A 17,091-nucleotide genomic window follows, 5' to 3' on the forward strand; every position below is an offset into this window, starting at 1 on the left:
TACGATGAAGCCCGTATTCGGCAGTTACCGGAAATGTGAGACTGTTCCTATTTTCTACCCTCCGCAGCATCAGCCGGGGCAGCCTGGAATTGAATCCATCATGTGCCCCAGACCGGTATCCGAGAGGGCGGATAAGTCACCTGCGGGCAAGCTGGCGGATAAGCTGGCGATTATTACCGGCGGCGACAGCGGCATCGGAAGGGCGGTGTCCTATGCTTTTGCCAAAGAGGGAGCGGACATTGTCATTGTCTACTACAACGAACACGGAGATGCCGAAGAGACGCGGGCGAGAGTAACGGAGCTGGGCCGGAGATGCATTACGATTGCCGGAGATATTGGGGATGAGGATTTTTGCAAGCATGTGGTGGACCTGACCGTGCGAACGTTCGGCAAAATCGATATTCTGGTCAATAACGCAGCGGTGCAATTTTACCAGCCGAGCATTGAGAACATCACCCGCGAACAGCTTGAATTGACGTTCCGAACCAATATATTTGCGATGTTCTTTCTGACCAAAGCGGCATTGCCTTACTTAAAGCCTGGAAGCGCGATTATCAATACCAGCTCCGAAACGGCAACAAGCGGCTACAAGGTATTGATTGATTACGCTTCAACCAAAGGGGCAATCAGTGCGTTTACCCGTTCCTTGGCGCTTTCGGTAATCGATCGTGGAATACGTGTCAACGCCGTTGCTCCAGGCACTACCTGGACCCCTCTGGTCCCGGCCTCCTTCCCTCCGGAAGCTTACGCATCCAACGGCTTTGACTCCCCCATGAGAAGAGACGCCCAGCCTGTTGAACTCGCCCCGGCTTACGTATACCTGGCCTCCGACGATTCTTCCTATGTAATGGGGCAGGTAATCCATGTTAACGGCGGAAGCTACTTTGGTCAATGAGACCGCTTCTTGGCCGTGAACAGCGTGATGAGTGTCATAATGATCAAAGGAAGCACATTGGCGATCGCATTCCACAGCGGCCAAACGTTCCCTACGACTTCGCTCCATCTGGTCTCACCTTTATAGAGCACGATGGAGAGCAAGAAATTGACCAGCGCAAGCGGGAAAATCAATATCCGATAATCCGTAAGCTTCAACAGCCGGGCAACCGTTAAGGCCAGCACCAGCAGCGCAATCGTCGCTTTCATAAAGGAGCCGACAACCAGTGCAAAACCGATAATGGATTCGATTCGCTCAATAATATCCTGGATATCGATCAACCGGGCAATCTGGAACAATGTATATTTAACCGAGCCGCATAACGGGCCCAGAACCATAATGGCGCATACTGTTACAAGGATGAAGCAGATGCCGTTCGCCACCATAGCGAGCAGCATGCCATGTTCGAAGCGTTCCCGGTCCTCCTTGCGGACGTAGGGCGTCAGCATGGAGAACAGAAAAATTTCACCATACGGAAATCCGGAGGTAAAATATGCGCCATGCAGAATCGGTCTGATTCCTTCAGGAGCAATGGGAAACAGATGCTCCGGTTTGAAATAGTAAATAGACAATAACAAAGTTACAATTACGGACAACACGGTGACGGAAATGAGGACGGTGAACATTCTCGCCATCGTCTCGATGCCCGAGCGGGCAGTCAATGAAACAATAAGGAATACACAGGCGTGAATGACATACATAGGCGTTTCTCTCAGCATGGAGCTTCTAAAGAATAATCCGATATCCAGTACGATTCCGGCACTCATATGCAGAACGAGAGTAATGAACGGAATCGCGAGCAGGACCGTAAACGGGCCGCCGATCATTTTTCGGCTGTAGTCAATAAAGCTGAGTCCCGGGTGCTGCCGGTTTAAATAGAGCAGGCCCAATAGAAAGATCACACCCAGGCTCCATGATATCAAAAGGGAAATCCATGCTCCTGTTTTGGCAAAGCTCGTTAGAGGTCCGGGAATGTTGATAATCGCAGAGCCTGTCATATAAACAAAAAAAAGAACCGACATTTGTGATGCGCTTATGGATTCTTTCTTGTACATATAATCCTCCCATAAAAAACAATGTTCCCCGCCTGTCGTCTGGACGGATCAGGAAGAAGGCTTCAAGTATTTCATAATTTGATCGGAAGGAGGCTTCAAAACATAGTCGATCAAGGTGTTGAGATCAGGCCAGTGCTTCCCCAGAACGAAATCAAAGCCTAGATATACAGTGATTAACATGATGCTTATATAAGCGACACGCTCTTTAGGCCGGCTCTTCATCACCTTTGGCACGTCACTTGCCAGAATCACGAGGTAAATCATCAGGAGAAAGGCTGTTTTTGCCCACATATGCGCATTCCTCTTTGCGTGGAATATGTTACTTCTCTTTTTTTTCCGAACGGCGTAGTCGACTTGATTCCCGCATCCGAAAAGTTAACGTCAACATGAATGTCCACCCGGCTCTCTGCAAAACGCTTGTCCCATGTTGGTTTCCAGCGTTTCCACAACCGGGGGTTTTTCCGGTAGATTTGATCTCCGGCGCCAATCACGTCCATCTTTTGTTCCTGGAATGCGGCGATCACTTTCTGCAGGCGGCTCTCGATGCATTTTTGAATATGATCTTCCAGACGCTCCTCATCCTTTTCTGTTTTGATTGTAGTGCAGGTAAGCTCGCCAGGCGATCCGCCAATCCGGGTTGAGATATGAATAACGGCCCTTTCTCTTTTCGTATCCGTTTTTATTTTCGTCTTTAGTGACATGACCTCGAAGGATTCCATCCTTCTCTTATCCTCTTCAGACGACTCCGGACAAGGAAACTCTATAATTCCGTTATCATATTTATTCAGAAGCATCATCAATGATTCGGTATCGGCAGGCGGCACGACGCTGGTCATTTTCCCGTTCTTGAGCAAGGCAACTCCGGACGCGGTAATAACCCGGGACGGGCCGGTCTCCTTGACATACGGCAGATTCTCAACATCTGTCTCGCCCATGAACTGCAAGGCAAGATCAAAGAACGGAATCTTAGATGTCTTGGCCGTATACTTTGCACCGGCTTTCAGCAATTCCTGCAGCTGTTGTCCGATCGTACTCTCAATAAACGGCTTGATTTTGAACAGGTCTCCTGCATTCCCTCCAGCGATCATTACAGGAACAGTCGGCCTTGGCTCCTGATCTCGCGAGAAGAAATCAAGCACTTCCCGAATGTCCTCTTCCTTGGCCAACTCTTCTCCTATGAGAATCACACGTATATGATCCCACTTCGCCTTGCGTCCGTAACGAATGGGGATATCGCGTATCGCCTCAAAGACAGTGTTCGCCTCTGTTCGTATACTGATGCCTTTTGCCGGCGTCTTCTTGCTGTCTCCCCCCGTCCCCTCCCCGCTGGTAGGACTATAGAAATGGGTGGTAAGCGCAATTTTCCCCTGTTCTCCCTTATCAAGCGCTACTGCCTGGACATACCCAAACTCCGTCAATTCCGTTTTATCCCAACAGCCGGATGTGAGGAGAACTAGCGGAATGGACAGGGTAACGGCAATCCATCTTCTCATTATGCCTTTCTCCCTCCTCCTTTAAGCTTGTGCAGATGGCGATTCCTGGGTGCATGCAGCAGGATTTGACGGGGGAATACAACGAAAATATCCCGAAATTGCTTCACATCAAGCGGTGCGGCAGAGGACAGATACGGTTGTCCGAGCGATCTCATATTTGACAAGTGAAGAAAGGAGAGCAGCAGACCGAGCATAACACCGAATCCTCCAAGCGTTGCCGCCAGAGCCATCAAAGGAAACCGCAAGACGCGGATGGCGATGGACATGCTGTATTGAGGAAGGGCAAACGATGCGATCCCCGTCAGGGAGACAACAATGACCATCACCGGGGATGCGATCTTCGCCTGGATTGCCGCCTGTCCGATTACGAGCGCTCCGACAATGCTGACGGCGGAACCGATCGGCCGCGGCAGGCGTATGCCGGCTTCCCGGAGCAGTTCAAAGAAGAATTCCATAAGCAGCGCCTCGACAAAGGCGGGGAACGGAATCCCCTCCCGCGTATCCAGAATGGCAAGCAGCAAAATGGTGGGTATTAATTCCGAATGAAAGGTAGTTAAGGCAATGTAGGAGCTTGGCAGCAGCAGCGCTATGATGCATGCGCCGATCCGGAGTATTCTGATCAATGAGGAGTAGACCGTGTTGTGATAATAATCTTCACTTGATGAGAAATACTCAAAGAAGAGCCCGGGGCAAATCAGAATGGTCGGTGTTCCGTCTACCATTACAATAATCTTGCCGTCCAGCAGTGCGGCTACCGCCGTATCCGGTCTTTCCGTATATCGGACCTGGGGAAAAGGTGTATAACGCGAATCCCCGATCCATTCCTCCAGGTAGGATGTCTCCAGAATCTCCTCTTGGTCAATTTGCGAGATCCTCCGCTTGAACTCGGATAATGTCTCTGGATTCACGACACCATCCAGGTATCCGTAGGTGATCTTCCTTCTGCTCTCCTTGCCCGCCGTTAATGATTGAAGCTTCAAACGGCTCGATTTCAGCAAAAAACGGATTAAGCCAATATTCGTCTCCAGATCCTCGATAGTGCTCATATGAGGCCCCTGCACGACCGATTCCGTAATCGGCTCCGCAACCTGGCGCAGCTGTATCCCGAACGCACAATAGCTTAGCGCCTTGTCCCATTGGTCAAAGAAGATGACAATGCTGCCTTCCAGGACAGAATTGACGGCATTCGTGAAATCATCCTCGACGTTAGCCGACTGGGCCGATACCCCGTTATTCGCAAAAAAGCTCTTAATCACTTCAGGCGTAATCGTTGTCGCCGGTCCGATTTCATGTGTAACCAAATCCTGCAGCGATTCCTTCATGTAATTGGTCTTTTTGTTCTGGATCAGCGAGTCAAAATAAACGGAGAACGCCTTATATTCCAAGGAAGGACCATAGCTCCAGGGAATTATGGTGAGGTCGTTGCAGTCCTGAAATGTATCCTGAATCCGCTTCAGATTGTCCTGCAGACACGGTGAAATCGGCGTTTGCCCCGTTTCCCCTGCTGTCTTGCCCTTTTGATTTGAGGAAGCCTCTGGCGTTGTACGCTCGGCAGGTTTATGGTTTGAATTGTTCTCCTGCATCATCAACGACATCCTTATGCTGAAATTTTAACAATGACCGGTATTTATCGGTTAAGGTGACAAGCTTTAGGGACAGTATGCCCCGGTTTCCCTCTCTCATACGAAATTATGCGCGCAAGCATACTGGAAGGAACGGCAAGCGATGAGTAAGGCTACCGTAAGCAAGCCCTGCATTATGGTCGCAAAAAAAGGCGCGAAGGACCTGTTCATTCAGGTCTTTCGCGCCCTTCTCTTTTATGATCGGATTCGGATTATAGCTGAAAACGCAAATCTGCGATGAGCTTCACAGCTTCGGCTCTCGTGGCCGGATTGCCGGGACGGAGGGTGCCGTCCGGATAGCCGTTCACAAGCTGCAGGGAGACTGCTTTGGCGACAGCCTCGCTCGCCCAGGACGGTATGCTCTTTCCGTCCTTGAAGGAGGCGGCTGCCGAAGGTACGGCGACCTTGCCATGCTTGTATTCATAGGCCCGGGTAATCAAGGACATGACCTCCGCGCGGCTGATCGAAGCATTCGGCCGGAAGGAGCCGTCCGATCCGAGCGCGATGCCCGCCGCTTGAGCGGCAGCGACGTCTGACGCATACCAGGCCTCGCTCGGGACGTCGGCAAACGGCTGACCGCCGGTGGAAGCCGCAAGACCGAGGGACCGCGCAAGCAGGGAGACGAATTCCGCGCGAGTAATATCGCGTTCCGGACTGAACGTGCTGCTTGTACTTCCCTTTACGACATTCGCGGCAGCGGCGCTCTCAATTAGCGATTCCGCCCAGTAGCCGGGCTTCACATCCGTGAATTTTACATTATTGGTCAGGCTGCTGTATACCGCCTTAGCGACGGATTGCACGACCGGATTGCCAATCGCCTGTGCCTCATCGAAACTGCCCGTCGTCGTGACCTCGGTCATGACGGAGATGGCGACCTCCTTGCCCGGTACGAGGAAATAGCCGACGTCATGGGTCACGTTCGCATTCTCGCCTGTTTTGTGGGCAATCGGAGCATCCGGCAGCGCGGCGCCAAACTTCGTGTTCACCTCTTGCGCCTTCATCCAATTGATAATCTGCTCACTCGATTGGGTGGACAGAAACTCATGGTTGTAGATTTTGGCAAGCAGCGTCACCAGGTCGGCCGCGTCGATATAGTTGTCCTGCGCCGGTGTCGGCGCTGCGGCAAACATCTTGCGGCCCAGATGCATCGTCTTAAGACCCAATTGATCCATGAGCGCCTGAACCTTGTCCAATCCGACAACGTCGATCAGCACGTTGGTCGCAGTATTGTCAGACTGGGTGATCATCAGCCGCGCTAGCCGCTCGATTGTCACATCCTGCGGGAAAGTCTCCTTCTGGAGCGATCCCGTGCCTCCGACAACATCGTCCGGTTCAACCGTCACCTTCTGGCCCAGCGTTAATGCGCCCTTGTCCACTTGCTGCATCAGGGTCGATACAAGCGCCATTTTGATAGTGCTGGCCGGCATATAAGACTGCCGCGATCCCAGCAGAACTTCGGCGCCGCCAGCTTGTCCGCTCAAATCCTTGATGTCGACCGACACGCGAATGCCCTCCCTCTCGGCTGCGTCGATGATTGGGGCAACCGCCAGAGACATAGCCGGCCATGCCGAAGCGGTAGAAGCCGCAGATGATGGATGGTCGGACAGATAGTTGTATGTTGCCTTGGCGATGCGCTGCACGTAAGGGTTGTCGAGCTCCTGGGCTTTGCCGGCGTCTTCCGGCTTCAGCACCTTCGTAAGTACGGCTATCGCGATTTCGCGGCCCGGAATGAGGAAGTAGCCGACGTCGTGGCTGACGTCCCCAAGCTCCCCGGTCTTATGTGCAATCGGCTTGCCCTGCAGCACGGCGCCGAATTTCGTATTGACCTCCTGCGCCTTCATCCACTCGAGAATCTGGTCGCGGGACTTCGCTGACACGACCTCCGCGTTATAGATTCGATCAAGCAAAGTGAGCATCTCGGGGGCGCTCGTATAGTTATCCTCGGCAGGAGATTTGGCCGGGGTCATCATTTTGCGTCCAAGATGGGTGACAGTGAAGCCTTGGCTCTTGATGAACGCGTTAACCTTGTCGAAGCCGACGAGGCCGATCAGGACGTTCGTTGCGGTATTGTCCGACTGCGTGATCATCAGCTTGGCCAGCCGCCCGATCGTCACATCCTGCGGGAATTTCTCTTTCTGCAGCGAACCGGCTCCGCCGACGACATCTTCAGGCTTCACCGTCAGCGTCTCATCCAGCGTGTGCTGGCCGGCATCTACTTCCTGCATAAGGGTCGCAATCAACGCCAGCTTGATAATGCTTGCGGAGTAATAGGCATCCTGAGAGCCGAGCTCGATCGTCTCATGTCCGTATGTACCGCTCAAATCTTCGATGTCGACCGATACGCCGACCCCATGCTCTTCAGCCGCATCGATAATGGGCTGAAGCACGGTTGCCAAGCCGGTCAGATGTTCGCCGGAAGCAGCCGCGTAAGCGGACGGCGCTTGAACGGACGGCAGCAGCAGTGCTGCGGATAAGGTGACTGCCGTCAAGACTTTGAGACTTCTGGATTTTTTGCGCATGATAGCCTCCCGAATGAATTGTTATATTTCCTTACGCAAGAATGGATATGATCGGACATATTATATACCCATGTTATTTTATATATCAATATTTTAATAGATTTTTATTGATTTATAAGAAAATATAGATGATAGACACAGTCTGGCTCATCCATTTTATCCGCAAGCCTTGTTCTGAGGATCGATCAATAGCGATTGTCGTGGCGTCGTCGTAATCGGGCACGACGATGCGTACCAGGGAAAGAGGATAATCAGTTCAACCCGAAGCCCGCGCGTTGACGCAATAGGGCAACGAGTTGACATATTCATTAGGCCAAAGGTTTCTCATACGAGAGCGTATCAAAAACTTCGGCCAGCGGAATATCGGCTACCGCCATCACTTCATCCGCAGCCCCGTAATACATCCGGACGGTGTCCCCGATCAGGAGAGCGCCGCAGGAGAACACCACTCCGCCGAAGAAGCCGTTCAGCTCATAATCCGCTTCCGGCTCCATGAAGGGACGCGTCGACCGCGCCACAACCTTGCCCGGATCTTCGAGGTCGAGCAATACGGCGCCCATGCAGTAGCGATGCTTCGCATCCGCGCCGTGGTACAAGGCCAGCCAGCCGCGGTCTGTACGGATCGGCACCGCGCCCCCGCCCATTCGGCCTCCGTCCCAAGCCCCCGGACGAAGTCCCATCAAGAAGCGGTGATTGCCCCAATGCAGCAGATCGGGCGACTCGGCGATCCACATCTCCGGCGCGCCGAAGGAATGGGGAACCGGGCGGGTGAGCGCATAATAACGGCCGCCGATTTTCTCCGGGAAGAGCATGACGTCCTTGTTCTCGGGCGCCATCATGACTCCATGACGCTTGAACGTGCGAAAGTCGCTCGTCTCCGCAAGGCCGACACCAACTCCCCGGACGGAGGCTGCACTGTACGTGATGTAGTACTTGTCTCCGATCAGAGTGATGCGGGGGTCCTCCACTCCCCAGGCTTCGAGGGCCGTCTGCGGAAACACGGCAGGCGTGTCCTCAACCGTGAAATGGTAGCCGTCCTTGCTTCGCGCAACCCGAAGATGGGACATGGAGGTCAGCATGACCATCTTCCCGTTCTCCGCAACAAAGCGGGAATCGGCGAAGCTGTAGCGCGGATCGTCCTTTGATACCCTGACCACCTCAACTTCGCCCGTCGCTTCATTCAGCTTGGGGGTCAGGAGTTCATCCTCGCGCTCTGAGATCGGCGCTTCGGCCACGCGGAGAAGAAGGATGGTCTCGTCTCCATAAGTCGCTACCGCGGCGTTGAAGGCTCCGAGCACTTTGAAGTCGGGACGGGAAGGCTTGACATCGGCGGTCTTCACCACCGGATTATACTCACTTCGTATGACTGGCAATGCAATCTCCTCTTTCTCCTAATGGGGTAGAATCCGGGACAAGGACCGGCTGTGCTTCAATAACCGGCCCATGCCCATGTCAGATAACTGAATCAGTTACCGGCTACGAATACGTCAATTTGCTTCTGAATCTCATCGATGACTTTTTGGCCGCCGATTCCGAGCACCTTGTCTTTCAAGGTTTCCTTGCCCTTGGGCAATGTTCTTGGACAGGATGCCGTCCTTGTAATACTTTGTTACCCGTTCCAGAGGCTGATTCAGCGATTTGGCATCCCAGGCTCCGACAACTTTTTTTATCCGACAAGGAGTAGTAGAACATCGAGACCGTGGTTTCAAGGTCAATGTCCTTGCTTGTATTTACGTTATTGTTAAAAATGAGGGCCAGTCTGTCCGCTTTGCGGCCATCGATGACGAAAGGCTTAACTGTCGCCTCTTTCTCCTTCACGATGTAGAGGAACTTCTCGACATCCGCGACCGTCTTCAGCTCCGGCATGCCGTATTTCTCGCGCAGGTCCTCGCGGATCAGGAAGCCGGACTCGAGCCAGCGGCATGTTCGCATCCGAGGATCTCGGGGAAGCGTTTTCCGCCTCCGCCGTATCCCGTAAGCAGCAGCGAGAAGCTCCGGCCAACAGAAAAAGACGAAACGACCGCATCAGTGCAGGTCGTTTCGTCTTTCGTGTTGTCTTTCATTTCATCCTTCGTGTCATCTTAAAGGCCCCCCTAACGCCGGGGGCCAATACATTACCTTATTATGACGTACTCCAGGCCAACCAGTTTGGCATAGGCAACAATTTGGTCTGTCGTCAGGTTCAAGGAGACAACGGTGTGGTGGCCGCCGCCGTTCTCGATCCAGGCTTTAACCCCATCCTGGAAGTTCGGCTTCACCTTCCACAATACGCGGGCCACCGGAAGTTTAGGGGCTGGAACCGTCGGTTCGAATGCCTCAACTTCGTTGATGAGCAGCTTGTAGTGAGTGCCGAAGTCGGCCATCGATACAACCATGCCTTCTCCCGCCTTGCCGTCGAATACGAGACGGGCTGGATCTTCGCGGTCGCCAATACCGAGCGGGGACACAAGAATCTTCGGCTTGTTGCTTGCCAGACTCGGATCTACTTCAAGCATATGCGATTGCAGGATGGCTTCCTGACCGGCAGCCAGCTCATACGTGTAATCTTCCATGAATCCGGTGTTCTGATTATGGCTCATCACTTTCAGCAGGCGGTCGAGCGCTGCCGTCTTCCAGTCGCCTTCGCCGGCGAAGCCATAACCCTGCGCCATGAGACGTTGGACGGCCAGGCCGGGAAGCTGTTTCATTCCGTACAGGTCTTCAAAGTTGGACGTGAAGGCGTTGTAGCCGCCGTTGTCCAGGAAGCGTTTCAGGGCGATTTCGTAGCTGGCTTGTACTTTGACGCTGGCTTCCCAAGCTTCCTTGCTGTAAGTGCCATAATCGAAATCGTACAGCTCTGCGTATTCCGCAAACAGAGCGTCAATCTCTGCTTCCGTAACCGCGTTTACGTACGTAACAAGGTCACCAATGCCGAAGTAATCCACGGTCCAGCCGAATTGAATCTGGGCTTCGACTTTATCCCCTTCGGTAACGCCAACGTTGCGCATGTTGTCGCCGAAGCGGGCAACTTTGATGTTGAAGCTTTCGTTATAGGCAACCGCTGCGTCCATCCATTCCGCAATTTGCTTCTGCACTTCAGGGCGTTCCCAGTAGCCGACTACCACTTTATTTTGCTTATTCAGACGGGCATTGATGAAGCCATATTCACGGTCGCCATGAGCGGCCTGGTTCAGGTTCATGAAGTCCATATCAATCGTTGCCCAAGGAATGCTCTCATTATATTGAGTTGCCAAATGCAGCAAAGGCTTCTGCAGCAGTTTTGTTCCGCGAATCCACATTTTTGCAGGCGAGAAGGTATGCATCCAGGTGATGACACCGGCAACCTCGTCACGATAGTTGACTTCTTTCATGATCGATGTAATTTTATCTGCGCTAACCGCCAGATCCTGCAATACAAGCGGGTAAGGCAGAACGCCGCTCTTGTTCAAGGCGTCGGTCATTTGCTGGGCATCTGCTTTAACTTCCGAGAGCGCTTCTTCTCCATACAGATGCTGCGAACCTACGACGAACCAGAATTCTTTGGTACTTACGGTTGTCATGATGCTCATCCTCTTCTCTTTATTTGATATTTAGATTGAACCGGATATTTGAAGAGCGTTCGGGAATACTCGCAACTACGGTGAATGTTTGGACTTCCGGCCGCTGTTGTCTCCAGATTTCTTGATTTTCACTCCTGCGGTTGAAATCCGGAGACAGCCAATGCTTACGTAGCGAGCTTTTCTGCGAAAAGCTTGTAGGCGGTCGCCTACGCTCCTACAGTTCCAAACTTCCCCTCCGTTGCCCTTCCCTCTCCTCTTATTTTCAGGTCAATCTATTTACTTTTGACCGTAGTAAGCGTCTTTCCCGTGTTTGCGCAAATAGTGCTTATCCAGAATACGCTGCGGCAGTTCTTCGGCAAAATGGTTCAGTTCCCGTGCGAATAAGTTCATCTTCGACACTTCTTCCAGCACGACGCTGTTCATGACCGCCGAGTGGGCATCCTTGCCCCAGGTGAAGGGAGCATGGCCCTTAAGCAGGACACCGGGAACCGCCATAACATCCAGCCCGCGCTGCTCAAAAGTCTCGATGATCACGCGTCCGGTCTCCGCCTCATATCCACGGTCGATCTCCTCTTGTGTCAGGAAACGGGCACAGGGAACGGAGCCATAGAAAGTGTCGGCATGAGTCGTTCCCATTACAGGAACATCTAGTCCGGCCTGAGCCCAGATCGTCGCCCAATTCGAATGCGTGTGCACGATGCCGCCGATCTCTGAATAATGCTTGTAGAGCACGGCGTGAGTCGGTGTATCGGAGGAAGGTCTGAGCTCTCCTTCAACCACATTGCCGTCGAAATCCACAACCACCATGTCGCTCGGCTTCATTTTGTCATAGCTGACGCCACTCGGTTTGATAACGAACAAGCCGCTTGCGCGGTCAACCGCACTTACATTGCCCCATGTGTATTTCACGAGTCCATGCTTGGGCAGGTCCAGATTAGCCTCATATACCTCTTCTTTCAGTTGCTCTAACACGTTATTCCCTCCAATTCTCTACTAGATGATCTACAGCAGCCTGCTCAATCGCCAAGCCTTGCGTGTACCGTTCCATAAAGGCTTCAAAGCCTTTCACGTCGGAAGCGTCCGGATGAATGACCTGTCCCTCGGTGTCCTTGAAGACCTTATTGTCGAGGAAGTCATCCAGGCTTTCCCGCTGATCCTGGTTCGTCAGGTAAGAGGCCAGAATAGCCATTCCCCACGCCCCGCCTTCTCCGGCTGTTGCCATAACGGAAACCGGAACATTCAAAGCGGCGGCGACCATTTTTTGTCCAACGACAGGGGTTTTAAAAAGACCGCCGTGAGCCAGAATGCTGTCAATGGCGACGTCCTCTTTCTTGGTTAGAATGTCCATTCCGATCTTCAAAGCGCCAAACGCCGAGAACAGATGAATCCGCATGAAATTGGCCAAATTGAACCGGCTCTCCGGCGAACGGACGAACAGCGGCCGGCCTTTCTCGATGCCGGTAATATTTTCACCCGAGAAATACCCGTAGCTCAGCAAGCCGCCGCCATCCGGGTCTGCCTCCAAAGCCTTGTTGAACATCACGCTGAACAGCTGCCCGGAATCCGTCTTCTGCCCCATGGCCTCATAGAACTCGCGGAACAAGCCCATCCAGGCATTGATGTCGCTGGAGCAGTTGTTGGCATGGACCATCCCGACCGGACTGCCGTCCGGAGTGGTTACCATATCAATTTCCGGATATACGGCTGAAAGCTCTTTCTCCAATACGATCATGGCAAAAACGGAGGTTCCCACAGAGATGTTGCCCGTCCGCTTTCTCACGCTATTCGTGGCCACCATCCCGGTGCCGGCGTCGCCTTCCGGAGGACACAGCGGAATACCCGTTTGCAAATTCCCGGATGGGTCCAGAATTTTGGCTCCGGCTGCAGTTAATATTCCCGCCTGCTCGCCTGCGGTATAGACCTTGGGGAGAATACCCTTCAGCTTCCAGGAGTAGCCTTTGGCCGCGACAAGCTCGTCGAACTGCTTAACCATCGATTCATTGTAGTCATGCGTCGTCTCATCAATCGGGAACATGCCCGAGGCATCTCCGATGCCGATGGCCTTGCTGCCGGTCAGCAGCCAGTGAATGTATCCGGCCAGAGTCGTAAAGTAATCAATGCGATTCACATGCGGTTCTTCATTCAAAATGGCTTGATACAGGTGGGCGATACTCCACCGTTCAGGAATGTTGAATTGGAATTTCTCCGTTAATTCCTTGGCTGCGGCACCGGTTGTTGCATTACGCCAAGTCCGGAACGGGACAAGCAGCTCGCCCGTGCTGTCAAAAGCCATATATCCGTGCATCATTGCCGATAATCCGATGGAACCGACTGTTGAAATGGTGATTCCATATTTGCGTACAACTTCTTGCTTCATCTCACTGTAAGCCTCTTGCAGACCCGTGATAATATCCGCCAAGTTGTACGTCCAATATCCGTCTACCAGGAGATTCTCCCATTCATAGCTTCCGGATGCGATCGTCTCAAAACGGTGATCAATCAGCACTGCCTTGATACGTGTGGATCCTAATTCGATACCAAGTGAAGTCTCTCCCTTAGCAATCGCTTGTTGAATGTTCTGATCCATGACCACGTTACTCCCCTCTATAACAACAACAACTGTTTTAACCTCTATAATCGAAAGAAGGCGCTTTCCCTTATTGACAGCCTTAGTATATTTTTTGTTCGTACATTTGTCAACATACATTACAAGATATACTTACAAATATCACAATGAACCTTCCTCTTTTTTCTCTTTAATGTTTATACATCCGGATCTATGGATTATAATAGGTTCATAATCATGTTAAAATATGTACATACAAATATTGTGATTGAATAAATTGGTATGCGAACAAACAGGAAAGAAGTGAGTATAGGTGAAGCCAAAGTATCAGGTCATCATAGATGATATTAAGAGCAATATTCTCTCAGGAGCTTACAGCGTGGGCGAACAAATTCCTACGGAATCCGCTTTGCAGGATATGTATGATGTAAGCCGGCAGACGGTTCGAAAGGCCATTTTGGAGCTGTCCAATGAGGGTTTTTTAAGAAGTGAAAAAGGCTCGGGCACTTATGTCAGCAACCAGTTCCGCTCCAAATCCGGCGGGAATGCCAACAATCGGACAATCGGCGTCATCACGACCTACATTTCGGACTACATCTTCCCCTCCATTATTCGCGGGATTGAAGGACGATTGAATGAGGATAATTATTCGCTGCTGCTAGCCAGTACCAATAACGATGTCGCGCAGGAGAAGAAGGCTCTGGAAATGATGCTGTCCTTTGGCGTGGACGGTCTTATTATTGAACCTACGAAGAGCAATCTATACAATCCGAATATCGCGTACTACCTGTCGTTCAAGGAACAGGACGTACCGTTCATCATGATCAATGCTTATTACGAGGAATTGGATGTGCCTTTCTTTTGCCTCGATGACGTACAATCCAGCTATCTGGCGACCAAGGAATTGATCTCCAAAGGACATACCCAAATTGGCATCATTGCCAAAATGGATGATCTGCAGGGGAAATACCGCATGAAGGGATATATCAAGGCGCTTGGAGAGGCCAAATTACGGTTCCACCCCGAGCAGGTGCTGTCCTTCGATACCGAGACGAAAATGGACCTGTCCACCAACTTAAAGGAATTTCTAACCGAAAATAGAGACATCTTAACTGGAATCGTCTGCTATAACGACGAGGTAGGATTGGAGGTCGTAAATGTATGCAGACAACTCGACCTGTCCGTTCCGGAAGACATATCGATTATTGGTCAGGACAATTCCTATATCGCCAAAAATGCAAACATCAAACTCACGACATTGACACATCCGCAGGAACAAATGGGACGCGATGCCGCCGATTGGGTCATTAAGAAGCTGCAGGGGAAGAAGGATCTGAGAAATAGCACCTATTATCAGCCTGTGCTGATTGATGGGGAGACGGTGAGGGAAAGACAGAAGGGGTGATCGTCCTGAGTTGCGCGTATGCCTATGGGCGCCAATGGGAGCCTATAGCAAGGGTCTTATAGTAAGGGTCATAATGAGCCTTGCGCGTGCAAAAAGCCCTCCTCCACTCCATGATCCGCCAGGATCGAAGGGAACAAGGCTTATCGGTTATAAAATCGAGACGGCACGTCAGTCCCGGCCCGCCTCGTATATCTTCTGCGCCAATATAGCCGGTCTTGTGATCGTATCCGTCATATGATCCCCGTCTCCGACGATCAGGCGGAACTGCCCGAGCCGTGTGGACATATGCGGATTCCAGCCGAAGCCTTCTCCTTGCGGCAGAACATTGTCCTGATAGAAATACACATAGCTCCTCGGCGTAGTCAGCGCGTAGAATGCTTTAAGATCCAGCTTCTCGAACAGCGGCTTCGCCGGCTCCGGAGCGACGCCTGCATACATCCGCTTGGCTACCTCCAGCGTAGCTGTATTAACGAACAAATCCCGAAACAGCGGGAACGGGAGCATGATCGTATCGTTACCTGAAACAGCTCTCAGCTGCTCAAAGCCTTGTCTCGTCTGGGGCGGAAGCTCATCGGCAACCGACTCGCCGTCTTTCAGAACGAACGCATCCCAGAAGACGAGGCGTCTGATGCGGTCCGGCACCTGTTCGGCTACCTTCTGGATGACGCTTCCCCCGAAGCTGTGCCCGACGAGAATGATGTCATGCAGGTTCAGCCTCGTAATATAGTCGACAACGGACTTCGTGATCATCGCATGGGTGACATCTTTGTTCGGATCTTTGCCGTGACCGGCATATTCCGGCGTATGGACAATATGCCCTTTGCTGCGCAGTGCCGCCGCTACGCCGTCCCAGAAGTGGGCGTCGGCCCAAGAGCCATGGACAAGCACGAAGGTGAGCCGCTGCTGATGGGGAAGCCGGCTGCTATCAGCCGGTTCCGTGGCGCCGTACCGCCAGAGCCATCCGCCTTGGCAATAGGGGGAATAATAACACCCGCAGGGCGTAAATCCCGGGCGATAAGGAAACATACTCCAACATCCTCTCCAATTGACATAGATCAGCTTATGCCCATTGCTTTTGAGAGGTTCCACCGATTCAATTCGTACTCACGGCGCTTAGCTTATAGGTCTCATCAGCCAATAAACGCCTTTTCGAATGCATGTATGCATTTACGATCCTTGGATGTATCCAGCACAGCAAACCTGATTGTTGAAAATAATAATCCGAAGCCTTCATCGTCCAGCAGCTCCCGCCACCATCCCGCGACCTTCACCGGATCATTCCGGAACACACCGCATCCGTAAGCTCCGAGGATAAGATGTTGGTCTCCCTTCTGCGCAAATATCGCCAGCGCCAGCCGCATCCGGTCCTTCATCACCCGTTCCGCTTGCAGACTGTCCTCTCCCTTAAGCAGCACCTGTCCGTAATTCACGGCGGGCAGCGTCAGCACGGAAGCCGTAACCGGCTGTTTCATGAGATTAAAGCGCTCATCACGGAAAAAGACCACATCCGGCGAATAGATCGCATGGTCGGTATACATCATGCTTGGGCAGGCGCGATTAGCCAAATAGTAGCCTTCGTTGCGAAGCTGCGTATTGTATAATCCGCTGGACGCCGCCAGGCTCTCCTCCTGGGCCATAGCTCCGTTCAGAAATCCGCCGCCCGGATTTTTCGCACTAGCGAAGTTGAGCACCCCGGCCCGGTCTTTCTCTGCTTCCGCCAGATCTATGATCGCCTTCACGGTAGCCTCATTGGCGGCGGAATAGACCGCCGCTCGCTGCAACCTCGGCAGCTTATTGCATTCCGTTACCAGCTCCGCCCCCTGTTCGGGCGTTATCAGCTCACTGTCGTCCTCGGAATGCTTCTGCGCCGAGGCAAAATCAACCCGCTGCCCCTCGTATTCATAGAAGCCCTGCTGCTGTATTCGCAAAGTCTCCTGTGCAATCTGTTTTCGGTCCAC

At 52.3% G+C, this 17,091-nt stretch carries 14 protein-coding genes; 2 read left to right on the forward strand and 12 right to left on the reverse strand.

Annotated elements, in window-relative coordinates; translation table 11 throughout:
* Positions 1–4: 4 nt before the first annotated feature.
* Positions 5–895 carry an SDR family oxidoreductase gene (locus PSTEL_RS25460; protein WP_038699707.1) on the forward strand — a complete coding sequence of 297 codons (891 nt, stop codon included), beginning with the start codon at positions 5–7 and terminating at the stop codon, positions 893–895.
* On the opposite strand, the gene PSTEL_RS25465 is transcribed toward PSTEL_RS25460, so the two are convergent.
* The 10 genes from PSTEL_RS25465 to PSTEL_RS25510 form a co-directional block, all read right to left on the reverse strand.
* Positions 889–1,989, reverse strand: a complete 1,101-nt coding sequence (locus PSTEL_RS25465) for a GerAB/ArcD/ProY family transporter (RefSeq protein WP_038699709.1) — start codon at positions 1,987–1,989, stop codon at positions 889–891. The genes PSTEL_RS25460 and PSTEL_RS25465 overlap by 7 nt on opposite strands.
* A gap of 48 nt (positions 1,990–2,037) precedes the next feature.
* Positions 2,038–2,280 carry a hypothetical protein gene (locus PSTEL_RS25470; protein ID WP_038699711.1) on the reverse strand — a complete coding sequence of 81 codons (243 nt, stop codon included), beginning with the start codon at positions 2,278–2,280 and terminating at the stop codon, positions 2,038–2,040.
* Entirely contained in the window at positions 2,253–3,482 is a 1,230-nt protein-coding gene (locus PSTEL_RS25475) for a Ger(x)C family spore germination protein (protein WP_084065338.1), read from the reverse strand. Before PSTEL_RS25475 ends, PSTEL_RS25470 begins: the two co-directional genes overlap by 28 nt.
* Positions 3,482–5,065, reverse strand: coding sequence for a spore germination protein (locus PSTEL_RS25480; protein WP_084065496.1), 1,584 nt, complete (start codon positions 5,063–5,065; stop codon positions 3,482–3,484). Before PSTEL_RS25480 ends, PSTEL_RS25475 begins: the two co-directional genes overlap by 1 nt.
* 251 nt (positions 5,066–5,316) lie before the next feature.
* The gene (locus PSTEL_RS25485) at positions 5,317–7,623 is read right to left on the reverse strand and encodes a serine hydrolase (RefSeq protein ID WP_038699713.1); all 2,307 of its coding nucleotides are present in this window, start codon (positions 7,621–7,623) and stop codon (positions 5,317–5,319) included.
* 308 nt (positions 7,624–7,931) lie between these two features.
* Positions 7,932–8,996 (reverse strand): glycoside hydrolase family 130 protein, encoded by a 1,065-nt coding sequence (locus tag PSTEL_RS25490; protein WP_038699715.1) that lies wholly within the window; start codon positions 8,994–8,996, stop codon positions 7,932–7,934.
* 175 nt (positions 8,997–9,171) lie between these two features.
* Complete coding sequence (locus tag PSTEL_RS25495; protein WP_038699717.1) at positions 9,172–9,555, reverse strand: hypothetical protein; 384 nt, start codon at positions 9,553–9,555, stop codon at positions 9,172–9,174.
* Between the two features lie 182 nt (positions 9,556–9,737).
* Positions 9,738–11,162, reverse strand: coding sequence for an L-arabinose isomerase (gene araA / locus PSTEL_RS25500; RefSeq protein ID WP_038699720.1), 1,425 nt, complete (start codon positions 11,160–11,162; stop codon positions 9,738–9,740).
* 276 nt (positions 11,163–11,438) lie between these two features.
* On the reverse strand, positions 11,439–12,134 hold the full coding sequence (locus PSTEL_RS25505; protein WP_038699722.1) for an L-ribulose-5-phosphate 4-epimerase: 696 nt from the start codon (positions 12,132–12,134) through the stop codon (positions 11,439–11,441).
* 1 nt (position 12,135) lies between these two features.
* On the reverse strand, positions 12,136–13,749 hold the full coding sequence (locus PSTEL_RS25510) for a xylulokinase (RefSeq protein WP_038699724.1): 1,614 nt from the start codon (positions 13,747–13,749) through the stop codon (positions 12,136–12,138).
* A gap of 292 nt (positions 13,750–14,041) precedes the next feature.
* On the opposite strand from PSTEL_RS25510, the gene PSTEL_RS25515 reads away from it, so the two are divergent.
* The gene (locus tag PSTEL_RS25515; RefSeq protein WP_038699726.1) at positions 14,042–15,133 is read left to right on the forward strand and encodes a GntR family transcriptional regulator; all 1,092 of its coding nucleotides are present in this window, start codon (positions 14,042–14,044) and stop codon (positions 15,131–15,133) included.
* Between the two features lie 168 nt (positions 15,134–15,301).
* Here the strand turns inward: PSTEL_RS25515 and PSTEL_RS25520 are convergent, their stop codons facing one another.
* On the reverse strand, positions 15,302–16,159 hold the full coding sequence (locus tag PSTEL_RS25520) for an alpha/beta fold hydrolase (RefSeq protein WP_038699728.1): 858 nt from the start codon (positions 16,157–16,159) through the stop codon (positions 15,302–15,304).
* A 104-nt stretch (positions 16,160–16,263) separates the two neighbouring features.
* Positions 16,264–17,091, reverse strand: a complete 828-nt coding sequence (locus tag PSTEL_RS25525) for a TIGR02452 family protein (RefSeq protein WP_038699730.1) — start codon at positions 17,089–17,091, stop codon at positions 16,264–16,266.

Source organism: Paenibacillus stellifer (genome assembly GCF_000758685.1).
GTDB lineage: Bacteria > Bacillota > Bacilli > Paenibacillales > Paenibacillaceae > Paenibacillus_AQ > Paenibacillus_AQ stellifer.